Annotated in this window: 3 protein-coding genes; all 3 read right to left on the bottom strand. The window is 69.9% G+C overall.

Annotated elements, in window-relative coordinates; translation table 11 throughout:
* Window position 1: 1 nt before the first annotated feature.
* From KP003_RS17865 to KP003_RS17855, 3 genes are read right to left on the bottom strand one after another with little or no spacing between them, the layout of a single operon-like run.
* Window positions 2–3,322, bottom strand: coding sequence for an O-linked N-acetylglucosamine transferase family protein (locus KP003_RS17865; protein ID WP_217300051.1), 3,321 nt, complete (start codon window positions 3,320–3,322; stop codon window positions 2–4).
* Complete coding sequence (locus tag KP003_RS17860; protein WP_217300050.1) at window positions 3,319–7,209, bottom strand: glycosyltransferase; 3,891 nt, start codon at window positions 7,207–7,209, stop codon at window positions 3,319–3,321. Before KP003_RS17860 ends, KP003_RS17865 begins: the two co-directional genes overlap by 4 nt.
* Window positions 7,206–14,153, bottom strand: a complete 6,948-nt coding sequence (locus tag KP003_RS17855; RefSeq protein WP_217300049.1) for a glycosyltransferase — start codon at window positions 14,151–14,153, stop codon at window positions 7,206–7,208. Before KP003_RS17855 ends, KP003_RS17860 begins: the two co-directional genes overlap by 4 nt.
* Window positions 14,154–14,190: the final 37 nt, after the last annotated feature.

The following is a 14,190-nucleotide window of genomic DNA, read 5'->3' as shown; positions in this document are numbered from 1 at the left end:
GTCAGCTCCGGTACAGGGTGAGCTGGCGCAGGTAGTCCAGCCGGGTGCCGAAGAGCCGGCAGGTCCCCGGCGCCCAGCGCTTCATCTGCGCGACGGCGAGCGACACGTTGGAGAGGCCGTTCCCCAGGAAACGGTCGCAGCGGGCGGCGAGGAGTGTGTCGATGAGCACCTCTTCCCCAAGCGCCCGGCGGCTCGCCTGCTTCTGGTAGTGCACCCCCTGCAGGTTCGCGGTACGGGTCGAGACGGTGTAGATGAGCCTGCTGCTCCCGAAGCGCTCCCGGTAGCCGGCCAGGATCCTGTCGTCGTCGGTGCTGAGGAAGATGCGGGCTTGCGGCTCCTCGCCAAGCAGCCGCTCCAGCTCGGGGAGGTACAGGGCGTTCAGCCGGGCAAGCCCCGGGTCCTCGCCCACCTTGTCGCCCCCTCTCACGTGCAGCGCGATGGCCGGGGCGCCGGCCAGCTGCTCGCGATGGAAGGCCTCCACCCGCTCCAGGATCCGGGGCTGCACCCTCAGGTAGCGCCGGTACAGGTAGAGGTAGAGCTCCTCGGTGGAGAGCCCGTGCAGCGGGTGCGCGGCGGGGATCCAGGGGGCGAGGTCGTTCACCGCGTAATGGAAGTCGCTCACCACGACCTCTTCCTGGCGCTCCAGGGTCCAGAGTGCGGAACAGCGGGACCAGGGGCCGTCGAACTTCGCCAGGTTCTCGTGGCGCACGTTGTCGCGCTGCCACTTGGGGGGGTAGAAGCTGCGCCGGCGCGAGATGACGTCGTGCATGGTGACCGCGGAGACCGGCTCGAAGAAATAGGTGAAGGCGTTCTCCAGGGGATCGTCGCTGAAGAGCGAATTGGCCCCCCAGTGCACCACCGGGGTGCGGCCGGTTATCTCGGCCAGGAGGAACTGCCCGAGCACGTGGTTCACGTCGCTCCAGAAGCCGTAGCCCCACGCCTTGATCAGCAGCAGGCGCTCCCCCTTCGTGTCCGGCGGCGGGAGCTGCGCCCCCTGCTGCGCCTTAACCAGCAGGATGCGCGTGGCGCGCGAGGCGTCCCCCTGCTCCAGGGCGCGGGAGAGCGCGTGCACCGCCGCGGCCGGCTGCCCGATGGCCAGGGCCACCTCTCCCAGCGTGCGGCTCACCCGGGGGGTGCGATAGCCCCGGTCCCCCAGGTAGCGGCAGATCAGGTCCGCCGGCGTCACCAGACCGGCGCTGCAGAGGAGCTCGGCGCATTCGGCGAGGGTGTCGCTGGCGATCTCCTCCGGGGCAGCGGGATCGTCCACCCCCTCTTCGCGCGCGAGGGCCCGCGCCTGGTCCGCCGCGGTCTGGGCGTTGAGCGTCTCCTGGATCCCGCAGAGGGTCGACTTGTCCCCCGAGCGCAGCGGCTCCAGGAAGCGCCGCAGCGCGAGGTCGAGCCTTCCCTGGCGCAGGAGCGCCCCCCCCTCCAGCTTGGGATCCGCCGCAAGGTGCGGATGGGTGCGGCACCACCTGCCCCAGACCTCCGTGAGCGCGGCTTCCAGGTTCCGAGTGAACCCGGCGCCGTCGGTGAGGGGGGAGGCTGCCATCCGGTCGCGCAGGGTCTCCCTGAGCTCCTTCAGCCGGGGAGGGTCCAGCGCGAGGGCCGCGGCCCGCTCCACGAAAGCGGATCCTTCCTGTGCCGCCAGGGCGTCCAGTCCCAGGGCGTGCAGAAGCGAAGCCCCCACCCGCGAGCGGTGCGTAGCCCCCGAGAGGGTCAGTACCGGCACCCCCATCCAAAGCGCCTCGCAGGTCGTGGTGGTGCCGTTGTAGGGGAAGGTGTCCAGGGCGAGGTCGACCCGGCCGTAGAGCGCCAGGTGGTCGCGGTAGGAGGGGGTGTTCCCGGTCAGCTCCAGCCGTTGCGGCTCGATGCCGCGCTCGGAAAAGGCGTCCAGCAGGTGCTGCCTCGCCTCGGGACAGGCGAAGGAGTACCCCTTGAGCAGCATGCGAGAGCCGGGCACCGCGCGCAGCACGTCTGCCCAGAGGGCCACGGTCTCCGGGGTGATCTTGGCCGGGTTGTTGAAGGAGCCGAAGGTGACCTGTCCCGAGGCGAGGCAGGGGAGACCGGTCACGGCAGGGGCATCCTCGGGGGGGGCGAAGCAGGAGAAGGTGCCGGGGAGCCTGATCAACTCCTCGCTGTGGTAGCGCTCGGTCGCGCCGGGGGGGTCGCAGACGGCGTCGCTGATGCGGTAGTCCATGCTCGTGAGCCCGGTGCTGAAGGGGTAGCCGATCCAGGTGATCTGCACCGGGGCAGGCTTTCGGGCGAAGAGCGGCAGGCGGTTGCCGGCAGAGTGGCCGGAAAGGTCCACCAGGATGTCGATGCCGTCCTCGGTGAGGAGCCGGTCCACGGCGTCGTCGGTAAGCCCTGCGATGCTGACGAAGCGGTCGCAGAGCGAGGCGAGGCTCGCGCTTTTTGCATCGGGGACGGAGACGTTGGCGTAGCAGAAGACCCGGAAGCGGTCCCGGTCGTGGTGGGCGAGCACCGGCTCGATGAAGCGCGCCACGGCGTGCTCGCGGAAGTCGGCGGAGACGTAGCCGATGTTCAGCACCCGGTCCGGGAGCGGCGCGTTGTCGTGGCGCCGGGGGGGAAAGCGGTGCGCGGCGCCGAAGGCGGCATGCTCGGCGAACAGGGTCTCTTCGGCGCTGCCGGCCTGGTAGAGCAGGGCGAACAGCAGCGAACTGTGCGCCTCCGCGTTCCCCGGGTCGAGGCGCAGCGCCGCCCGGTAATGCTCCAGCGCCTCCCGGTGCCTCCCCTGCGATTTGAGCGCGTTGGCCAGGTTGTGGTGCGCCTCGGCGTAGTCGGGCCGGAGCCTCAGCGCCTCGCGCAGGGAGCGGATGGCCGCGCCGCCGTTGCCGAAGCGCTCGAGCAGGATGCCCAGGTTGCTGTGCGGCTCCGGGTAGCGGGGGGCGAGGCGGATCGCCTCCTGGAAGCTGTCCCGGGCCTCCTCGCCGCGCCCCAGGGCAGTCAGGGCGAGCCCGAGGTTGTTGCGCAAGCCGGCGTTCTCGGGGGCGAGACGGCAGGCTTGCGCGAGCGCCTGAGCGGCCTCTTCCATGCGTCCCAGCCGGGCCAGGGCAAAGCCGAGGTTTCCCTGCGCCTCGCTCCACTGGGGTGCCAGTTGCGCCGCCCGTTCGAAGTACGGCAGCGCCTCCCCCGGGCCGGAGAGCCGGTCCAGGGTGCACCCCAGGTTGAAGCTGCCCTGGGCGAAGTAGGGGTCGAGCCGCAGCACGCGCCGGTAGCGCTCGGCGGCGCCGGCCAGGTCGCCGGAGGCGAAAAGGGCGTTTGCCGCCGCGAAGAGCTCCTTCAGGGTCTGTCCCTCGGTCATGGCCGCACCTCCCCGTGCAGGCGCGCCGCCAGGTCGAGGAGCGGCGCGGCCAGGTGGTCCAGCGCCCCCCGTTTCAGCCCCGCTGCGTACTCCTCCAGGAAATCGCCGCAGTCGTAGTTCAGTGCCGCCAGGCGCGCCACTTCGGCCTCGCCGCCGCTCCGGTCCCCCCCGATGAGCAGGCAGACCGCGAGCAGCGACAGTGCCGGCGGGTACCCGGGCCATCTCTGCAGCATGTCGCGGCAGCGGGAGAGCGCCTTTTCAGGCTGCCCCAGGTAAAGCTCGCACTTGGCCAGGTTGAACGCCGCCTCCTTCAGTTCCGGGGCGAGTTCGGCCCCCCTCGCGGCGTGGTCCCGCGCCTGCCGGTAGTCGCCGGAGCAGAGGTACAGGTAGCCGAGGTTGAAGAAGGCCTCGGCGTTTTCCGGCCTCGCCCGGAGCAGCCGGTGCCAGAGTTCCTCCGCCTCGCGCCCCATCCCCAGCTCGGTCGCCTGGCGCGCAAGCTCCGCGAGCGCCTCGGGCGTCGCGCCCACCTCCTCGAGCTTTTTCACCCCCAGCCGGTAATAGAGCTCCTGCTTGACGCGGCTGCCGGCGGCGTCCAGCTTGCCGTAGTGGTGCACCGGGACGTCGCAGGCGTGGATGGGGACCTCCTCCCGGAGCAGGGAGGGCTCCAGCATCTCGTGCACCGCCCCCTCGAAGCGGAGCGCCGGCCGGTTCGGGAACAGGCGCACCTTTTCGCTGGGGGTCCACCCCCGCCCCCGCTCCTGTTCCGGGTACTCGCCTCCGTTGGCGACCCAGCCGCGCCGGGTGATCTCGTCGGTGTAGTTCCTTGTGGTGAAGGAATAGGCCGCCCCTTCCCCCCGCCTGACCAGGTCGGCAAGCGGGGCGAGGTCGGCCGGCGCCAGCACCTCGTCCGCGTCCAGCACCAGGATCCACTCCCCGCGGGCCTGGGTGAGCGAGAAGTTCCTGGCCTCGGCGAAGCTCCCGGTCCAGGGGAAGTCGAACAGGCGCGCCCCGAAGATGCGGGCGATGTCGCGGGTGCGGTCGCCGGAACCGGTGTCGACCACGACCAGCTCGTCGGCAAGCCCCCGCACCGATTCGAGCGCGGCGGCCAGGTTGCGCGCCTCGTCCTTCACGATCATGCAGAGCGAGACGCTGCCGGTGCCCATGGCGGCGGGCGCCGGGTCGCCGGCCAGTCCCCTGATCTGGAGGGCGGCGTCGATCCCGGCGTCGTCGAGGTCAAAGCGCGCCGCGGCGCGCCCGATCTCCCCGATGGCCTCGCCGTAGCGGGCGTCGCGGATCAGGAGCTCGATCAGCCCGTAGCAAAGCCCCTTGTGCTCGGGGTAGAGGGAAAGGGCCTCTCGCAGGCGCTCCTCCTCCCGCGGCAGCGCGTCGAGGAAGGTGGCGTAGTCGTGGTAGCGTGACAGCGCGGCGAGTTCCAGCGGGTGGAGGACGAAGCCGAGCTCGGCCAGGTGCAGCGCCTGCTCCCTTTCGCCGCGCTCCCAGAGGATGGCGGAGAGGGTGCTGTAGGCCCGGCCGCAGCCGGGGTCGGCCACCAGTGCCCGGCGCAAGAGCTCCTCGGCCTGATCCCGCTCCCTCGCGTCCAGCGCCAGCACCCCCCGCAATTGGAGCACCTCCGGCGCTTCGGGGGCGAGGAGGGCGGCTTGCTGCAGCTCCGCCGCTGCCCGGTCGGGATGCCCGGCGTCGCGGTGGCAGCGGGCCCGCAGCAGGTGGGTCGCCAGCGCCCCTCCGGCCGGGGCCTGCGCCAGCACCTCCAGCGCCTCACCGTGGCGCCCCGCCTCGGCGAGCACCCCGGACAGGGCGAGGTAGGGCGCGGGATCCCCCGGCGCGAGCGCCACCCCCTGCTGCAGCAAGAGGTCGACCGCCTGCTGCAGTTTTCCCGCCTGTGCGAGCCTGACCCCCTCTACCCGGGCCCGGTGCGCCAGTACACGCGCGGCCTGCTCCGAATCGAGGGCTGCGGGTTCCCACTTCGCTGCCAGCAGACGGCGCTCTTCCGTCGGGACGCAGTCGGCGTCGCTGCCGTAGCGGTGCACCAGGATGTCGCCCGCGATGACGCAGCCGTGTCCCCTGAGCGCCGCGCGCAGGCAGAAATCGTCGGCCCAGGCGTCCGAGGCGAAACGGCGCTCCAGCTCCCCGACCTCGTCGAAGAGTTCCCGCGGGAAGAGGAGGCAGAAGCCCGCCAGCCGCGGCACCGGGATGCGCCGGCCGTAGTGGTCGCTTCTGAAGGAGTCGGCGCGGCTCTCCAGCTCGCGCAGGTCCCGGTACCGGTTCTCGCCGGTTCCCTGCGCCCCCTGGGCGCGGTTGGCCATGGGGCCGCAGAGCGCGGCGTTGGGTTCGCGGGCCAGGGCGTCCAGCATCCCGGAGAGCCAGCCGCGGGTCAGCACGGTGTCCCCCTGCAGGAGGACGAGGTCCCGACCGGCGGCCTCGCGGAGCCCGGTGTTGAAGGCGGCGGCACGGGCGCGGTCGCCGCTGTCGATGAGCAGGTGGTCGGCACGCCCGGCGCAGAGATCCTGCAGCCTGGCCAGCGTCGCCTGGTCCGCTCCCCTGGCCACCAGGATCACTTCGTGTGGTTCCGGGGTGTGCCGCTCGATGCTCTCCAGGCATTCCCGGGTGCACTCCACCCGGTCGTCGGCCGCCACCACGATGGAGGTGAGGGGGCGCACCTTGGGGCGGAGCTCACGCTCCAGGAAGGCGATGTTCTCCCGGGCAAGCGCGCTGTCCGGGTTGATCTCCAGGGCGCGCCGGTAGTGGGGCAGGGCCGCATGGTAGCGCTCCAGCAGGATGAGGATCATGCCGGCGCAGAGGTGGGCCTCCAGGTCGTCGGGGTTGGCGGCCGCGAAGGCGGTCTGGTGCTGCAGCGCCTGGTACAGCTCGCTCTTCATGAACGAGAGCAGGCTGTCGCGGTAGCTGTCGGAACCGGGGTCGATGATGGCGGCCTTCTCGAAGTACTTCTTGGCGTAGCCGATCTCCCCCTTCTTGTAGAAGATATGGGCCAGCTCCAGGTGGAAGCGCGGCGCGCGCGGGTGGCGCTCGCTGAAGCGTTCCAGTTCGGGGAGTATCGCCGCGTCCCCGGCGTCCAGGCGCGCGGCCAGGGCCTCGAACTCCTGCCATTCGCCGGGCTCCAGTTCCACCGGCGGGGGGGCGAGCGGGGCGAAACGGGGGCGGTACTCCCTCTGCACCTCGAGGTACTCCAGGGTGGGGAGGTCCCCCTTCCTCGACACGGTCTCCTCGGAAAGCCAGTACAGCCCCAGGAACTGCGGGACGTGGACGAAGTCGTGCCTGAGCGCCGCGCGCAGCCAGAACTCGTAGTCCGCCGCACTCCGGAAGCGCTCGTCGAAGTAGCCGATTTCGTCGTGCAGCGACCTTCTCCAGAGCGGGAAGGGGCCGACGCAGCAGAGTTCGATGAGGTTCAGGCGGTCGAACTCGGGCCAGTCGCGGAAGCCGAAAGGCTTGTGCCGCTCGAAGGTGGCGTTTTCCTCCTGGGTGATGCGCATGTCCGGGTAGGCGAGCACGCACTCCGGGTGCTCCTTAAGCGTCCGCACCAGGACCTCGTAGGCGTCGTTGCGGAGGCGGTCGTCCGTGTTGGCGTTGGTGACGAACTCCCCCTTTGCCATGCGGATGCCGCGGTTCCAGGCCTGGTACACGGTTTCCCGCTTGTCGGTCCGGAGGTAACGGATGTTGTCGTAGCGCGCCTGGAACTCCTCGACGATGGCGCGCTCGTTCCCCGGGGAGGCGGAGTCGATGACCACGATCTCCAGCCGGTCCGCGATGGTCTGCGCCTCCAGGTCCTCGAGCTTGCCGCGCAGGAAGCGCTCGGCGTTGTAGGTGGAGACGATGGCGGAGACCAGGTATGTGTCGGGTCGCGCGGTCACAGGATCACCCTGTCGCCCTGGATCAGGATGGGGAGCGGCGCCGGCGGGTTGAAAGGTGTCCGTTCCGCGGCGAAGAGCTCCCGCTCGCGGGCAAGCACCTGGTTGGCCTCGGCGGTGTACCCCGCCTTGTCCTTGGACTTCTGCAACGGGTGGTCGCGGAAGCCCGCCAGCAGGAGGTCGACCGAGAAGAGCCGCGCGCTCCTGAAGAAACGGGCCCACAGCTCCAGGTCGGCCGCAAGCGGCAGCGTCCCGTCGATGTAGGCACCGCTGCGCTGCCACAGGGAACGGCGCCAGAACACCCCCTCCTGCTGGATGAACTCCTCGTCGACCAGGTACTTGGCGCGCGAGTTCATGGGGAGGAAGGTGAGCACGTGCTTTTGCACCCCGTTCTCGTCGAAGCTGTTCGGGCGCCCCATGAGCCACTCCACCTCGGGCGCCTGCGCGAAGATGCGGGAGACCGCGTCGAAGGCGCCGGGGTGGAACTTGTCGTCGGCGTTGAGCCAGGTCATGATCTCGCCGGTCGAGCGGTTGAGCCCTTCTTCGATGGCGGCGTACTGGCCGGCGTCCTTGTGGCTGCGCCAGAAGGCGATGTGCCGGTCGTAGCGCTTGAGGATCTCCACCGTGCCGTCGGTGGAGCCCCCGTCCAGGACCAGCAGCTCCAGATTCGGGTAGCCCTGGGAGAGGATGGAGTCCAGGCAGGGCTCCAGGTAGCGGGCGTAGTTGTAGCTGGGGACCACGACGGAGAGGCGCGGGAGGGACGGCGGCGCTTCTGTGGATGATGGCGCTTTTGCGGACGATGGCGCTTTTGCGGACGATGGCGCTTTTGCGGACGCGGCGGACCCGGCGCACGGCGCGGAAAGGGGTGGCGCAGCGTTGGCGGGGGGGACGACGGCGGCCGGGACACCGACGGCGGCAGCGGGCTCCGCTCCGGCTGCGGGGCGGGCGTCGACCGGGAAGCTGCGGCAGATGATCTCCTGGATGGCGCGGGCCATCTTACCCCAGGAGAACTGCTCGGCCTGCCGGGCGCCCAGTTCGATCAGACGACCGCGCTCCTGCGCTACCCGCACTTTCAAAAGGGCCGCGGCCATCTCCCCGGCGTCTTCGGGATCCACATACAGGGCGGCCTCGCCGGCCACCTCGGGGATCGAGCTGTTGCGGCAGGTGATCACCGGGCAGCCGCAGGCCATGGCCTCCAAAAGCGGCAACCCGAATCCCTCGTGGGTGGAGGGGTAGACCAGCGCCTCGGCGCAGGAGTAGGCGATGCGCAACTCGTCATCCCCGAACTGCGCGAGGTGCACCTCGCTCCCCGCGGCCAGCGCGGCCAGTTCCGGCTCGAGCTCCGGTGCACCCCCTACGCAGAGGAGCGCGAGCTCGCCCCGCTCGGGGAGACGGGAGAAGCCCCGGAACAACAGCCTCCCGTTTTTGTGCTCGGTCCGCTTCCCCACGAACAGGAAGAAGGGCCTGGCGATGCCGCGAGCCTTCCGGAAGGCCGCCTTTTCCTCCTCGGAGGCGGGGCGGAACAGCTCGCGGTCGATGCCGCAATGGGCCACCTCGATGCGGCCGGCAAGCTCGGGGTAGAGCTGCTCCATGTGCCGCGCGGTACTCCGCGAGACGGCCACGAAGGCCCGGGCGCGCGCCATGGCGTGGCGCTTCTCCTGCCACTGCGGGTCGCGCAGGTCGTACATCCCGCTCATCTCGGGGATCATGTCGTGGCTCAGAAAAAGCGACGGCGTGGTGAGCGGGCTCGAGTAATAGGTGGATATGAAGAGGTCGGCCCCCTCCTCGTCGCAGACCTGCTGCAGCATGGCACGGTCCCACCCCTCGGGGCGGACGTCGTAGCCGGGGACGGTCCGATAGCGCAGCCCCGGGATCTTGGGCGCGGTGCCGATCCGGTCCAGCACCAGCACGGATCTGCCGAACTCGGTTGCCGCCCACTCGTTGAGGAGCGCTTCCCACACCCGGGTGATGCCGGTCCTGGGGGTCATGAAGAAGACGCCGTCCACCACCACTGTCGGAAAGGAGGGGTTCCCCTCCCTGGGAGTGGTGGGCGCGGTCCGGGCCGGCTTGCGCGCCGCCAGCTCCTGCGGGGTGAGCGGCACCCGGATCTGCTCCAGGACCTTCACCGGCGCCATGGCGTCCAGTCCGGGGTGCGGGATGCGGACCAGGTCGAGCTGGGCGGGGATGCGTCCCTGGAGCAGCTCCTGCCGGTACCTCGCCAGCCGGGGCGTCTGCGATGCGCTGAGCGCGATGGCCGAGAGGGCGGCCTCCCGCTTCCCCTGCGCCATGGCTGCCACCGCCAGGTTGTCGGCCAGCTCGGAGCGTCCCGGCTGGAGTTCCAGCGCCTTGCGGTAAAAGGACTCGGCCAGCGGGAGATCGGTGAAGAGCGAGCCGCTGGCGCCCATGAGCAGGTTCCCGAAATCGACCAGGGCGGCCACCCGTGCGGCGGGGGAGCCGTCCTGCTCCAGGTACGGGTAGATCTGCTCCAGCGGGAAGGTGGTCCGCAGGGCGTCGATGAAGCCGTGCACCTCGCGGATCACCTCTTGCGGGGCCTGGTAGGAGAGGTTGTCGATCGACTCGTGGTAGAGCGCGGCGATCTCCGGGATGTGCAGCGCCCCCTTCTTGAGGGCCAGCCGGAAGAAGAACTCGTAGTCGCCGGCCCGCTTGAAGCTGCCGTCGAAGCTGCCGACCTCGGCGTGCGCGTCGGCGCGCCACATCACCTGGCAGCCGAAGGGGCAGTCGAAGAGCGCCTGGCGCAGATCGAAGTCGGGTAACAGCCATTTCTTGGTGGCGCCGTTCTCCTCGAAGGTCTCGTTGGCGCCGCAGGTCATCAGGGCGTCGATGTAGGCGAGCCCCGCCCCGCTTCGTTCCAGCTCGCGCGCCATCAGCTCGAAGGCGTCGGCGCGGTGCCGGTCGTCGGTGTTGGCGTGGGTGAGGAAACGGCCGTGGGCGAGGGCGATCCCCCGGTTCCAGGCGGCGTAGAGGGTCTCGCGCTCGGTGCGCCGGTACACGATGTGGGGGTGGCGGGCCATGAACTCGCGGGCGATCTCCCCCTCGTTTTGCTGGGAGCCGCTGTCGATGATGACGATCTCCAGCTCGCCCCTCTGGTACAGGGTCTGGCGCAGCAGGTTTTCCAGGCAGCCGCGGAAGAAACGCCCGGCGTTGTAGGTGGATACGATGGCGGAGACCAGGTACCCCTGCTTGTCGCCGGCGGGGGCGGGGGCGGATGACGCGGGGGGCGCCGCCCCGGTATCGGGTTTCTGCCACAGGACGTTGTAGGAGAGCGGGAAACCGTGCTCGCGGATCGGGACCCCGGTCATCGGCCTCCAGTGCCGGTCGTAGGCCGCCTCGCTCATGTGGTAGACGAAGGGGTCCTGGTAGACCTGCTCCGGGGGGACGAAGCGGTTCACGGTGGCGACCTTCTCGAACAGGTAGGGGAGCAGGGGGTTGCTCCAGACCCCTTTGCCCGGCCCCCTGGCCACCACGTCGAAGCAGTGCAGGGACCACCCCCCGGGCCTGAGCACCCGGTCGAGGTCGGCGCGGATCTTCTCGAACTGCTCCTCGCCCTGTTCCACGTGCTCCAGCACCGAGATGCTGAAGACTACGTCGAAGTAGCCGGCGGGAAGCTCGGGGGAGAAGGAGCCCAGGCAGTCGCGCACCAGGCGGTAGCCGTCGGCGGCCACGGCCACCGGGCCGTTGCCCACCCCTTCCAGCTTGTCCAGGTTCCAGCACTCGTAGTGATCCTTGAGCGCCCTCAGTACCCGCGAGGCGCCCCCTCCCACCTCGAGGATCCTGGCCCCCTCGGGGACGTTCTTCCTGATGAAGGAGTAGGCGAGGAGGTCCTGGTACACCTTGAGGTCGCAGTCGGCGGGATCGACCGGGGCGCCGTACAGCTCGAGGTCCATCCCGGCGAAGTAGGCGAAATGATAGGCGCGGGAGTAGGTGAAGGCCCCGAAGTTTTCCGGGATCACCGAGGTGCGGGCACGTCCCTCCACCTCGCTCACCTGCAACGCCGGCGGGGCGGGGGTGAGGCCGGGGGATCCCGAGGCCAGGTAGAAGCGGCGTTCCCGCTCGATGACCCGGGCCGCCTCGGCGTTGTAGCGCTCCAAGAGGCTCGCCGTCTTCTGGTCGGGGTGGCTGCGGAAACCGCCCAGCGGCGCGTGCAGGGTCCTCAGCTCCGCGTGGCGGAAGAAGCGCGCCCACAGCTCCAGGTCCGCCGCCAGCTCGAAGTCGGTGTCGAGGCTCCCCCCCGCCTGCTCCCAGAGTCCGCGGCGCCAGAAGGTCGATTCCTGCTGGATGTGCGGCGGGCCGATCTCGCCGCGCAGGTACTTGGCCCGGGACCAGAGCGGGATCTCGGCGGCCATGTACTGCACCGCGCCCGAGACGTCCCAGCCGGTGGGGCTCCCGGTGATCCAGGCGCTCTCCGGGAAGTGGCGGAAGGTGTCGGCGACCAGGCGCAGGGCGCCCGGGTGGTACTTGTCGTCGGAGTTGAGCCAGGCCATCACCTGGCCGGTGGAGCGGGCGAAGCCCTGGTTCACCGCCGGGTAGTGCCCGCCGTCGGGGCGGCTCTGCCAGAAGGAGAGGTGCCTTTCATACTTCTTGATGATCTCCGCCGAGCCGTCCGTGCTCCCGCCGTCCATGACGATGTACTCGAGCCGGCCGTAGTTCTGGGAGAGCACGGAGTCCAGGCACTCCTCGAGGAAGCCGGCCTGGTTGAAGCTCGGGGTGACGATGGAGATCGTGGGGAGCTCCGGCACGCTGATGGCGATGGAGGGCTTGGGCTCCGCGCAAAGCGGATACGGGATCGGGGGGGGAGCGGCCTCGAAGCTGAGCGGGGTGGGGGGAAGCTCCCGCTCCCGGTCGATCACCGCGTCGCACTCGGTAAGGTACTCTGCCCGGAACTGGTTGCAGCGCTGCCCGCCGCTGTAGTACCGGAAACCGCCAATCAGGGCGGCCACCGTGTGCAGCTTCGCGTAGCGGCTGAAGCGGAGCCAGAGCTCGAAGTCGGCGGCGATCTTGAAGGAGAGGTCGAGGCTTCCCCCCGCCTTCTCCCACAGGCTCCTGCGCCAGTAGGTCGCCTCCTGCATCACGAACAGGGATACCTCGTGGATCAGGTCCTTGCGCAGGAGTTCGGCGCGGCTCCAGGTCTTGGTTTCGAAGCCGTAGGAGTTGAGCTTCCCGTCGCCGTCGAAGCCGATCCTTTTGCCGGTCAGAAATTCCACCTCGGGGCGCCCCCCGAACACCTCGGCCAGCACCTTCAGGCCGCCGGGGTGGAGCATGTCGTCCGAGTTGAGCCACCCCATGATGTCGCCGGTCGAGCGCCGGAACCCCTCGTCGATGGCCCGGTACTGGCCGCCGTCGGGCTGGCTCTGCCAGTAGGAGATCTGCTTTTCGTACTGCCTGATCACCTCGACGGAGCCGTCGCTGCTCCCGCCGTCCATAACGATCAGCTCCAGGTTTGGGTACCCCTGGGACACGATCGATTCCAGGCAGGCCCCCAGGTAGTCCCCCTGGTTGTAGGAGGGGACCACGATGGAGATCTTGGGGCAGGCGCCGGAAACGGGTTCGGAGCCGTCCCTGCCGGAGGGGGGCGATGTGACGGGGAGCGCGGCGGCGCGCCCCGAAGGGGTCTCCGCCCGGGACACGATCTCGCGGTAGAGTTCGCCGTAGCTCGCCGCCTGGGCTTCCAGGCTGTAGGTGGCGAAGGCGCGCTGCCGGGCCTTTTCCCCCATGCCCTGCGCCTCGGGGTGGAACAGGGTCCACCAGATCCCCTCCGCCAGCGCCTTCACGTCGCGCGCGGGGGCCACGAAGCCGGTCTCGCGGTGCAGCACCATGTCCGGGATCCCCCCCACGTCGAAGCCGACCACCGGCACGCCGCAGAGCATCGCCTCCACCACCGTGTTGGGGAGGTTGTCCTCGATGGAGGGGATGGCGAACACATCCGCCATCGAGTAGAGGGCGGCCAGCGTCTCCTCCTCCTCGACGTAGCCCAGGTTGATGATGGGGAGGTTCAGTGTGTTGCGCAGCTCCTCCTGCAGGGTGCCGAAGACGGCGAGCACCAGGTTGTAGTCGCAGAGCCCGCGCAGAGCCTGCAGCAGGTAGACGAACCCCTTGCGCTCGTTGGCGAGGTTCTCCGCGCCGAACAGCACTACCTTGGCCCCCTCGGGGACGCCGTACCCCCGGCGCACCTCCTCGCGCCTGGCGAAGGGGCGGAACACCTCGGTGGGGAAGCCGTTGGGGATGACCCGGGCCGGGAAGGGGGAGAGGAGCGCGCTCTCGGAGGCGGTCGCGGCGAGCCACCGGCTCGGGGCCACCGGGTGCAGCTGGAGCCGGCGGTAGGCGGCCTCCTTCGCGAGGAAGCCGGCTCGCGACATGTCCTGCGGGTCCTTGGACCCGAGCATCGGGCAGCTGCCGCACCCGCTGAGGTAGTTGCGGCAGCTCCCCGCGTAGTGGCAGCCGCCGGTGAAGGGGTTCATGTCGTGCATGGTCCAGACCACCTGCTTACCCTGGAACGCGGCCGCGGCCTGCTCCCAGTTCACCATGCCCGGCACCCAGTGCAGGTTGACGATGTCCGCCTCGCGGATCTCGCGCGAGCAGGAGAGCTCCAGCTCCGAATAGTCGTCGCTGAAGATCTCGATGCACTCCTGGCGGTTGGGGTAGTCGTAGATCTTGCGGCACCAGCGGGTCCAGACCCTCTGCCAGTAGGCCTCGTTGGCCGGGTACTCCAGGGGGCAGTCGATCACCCCGCCTACCTCCCCGCTCGGGATGGCCCGCACGCTCGGGTCGTCCCCCTTGCGGTTCAGGACCAGCATGGTGGAGTCCACCCCGCTCCTCCTGAGCCCCTGGTGCAGCCGATAGGCGGCCTTGCCGGCGCCGCCGTAGTTGGTGTGGGAGAGGTGGACGACTTTGAGTTTTTTGTCGGTCGGGTCCTGGTACTGGTTGCTCACGGGTACTCCTGCCCCGACGCGTGGCCGGGGCGTGCGA

The sequence above is a fragment of the Geomonas diazotrophica genome (assembly GCF_019063885.1).
Lineage (GTDB): Bacteria > Desulfobacterota > Desulfuromonadia > Geobacterales > Geobacteraceae > Geomonas > Geomonas diazotrophica.
Note: the sequence above shows the minus strand (reverse complement) of the source record. Positions and strands in the feature narration are given on the sequence as shown.

Excerpts from the sequence above, each read along its gene's own strand:
- KP003_RS17865 (WP_217300051.1), bottom strand. The coding sequence starts at position 3,322 with ATGACCGAGGGACAGACCCTGAAGGAGCTCTTCGCGGCGGCAAACGCC.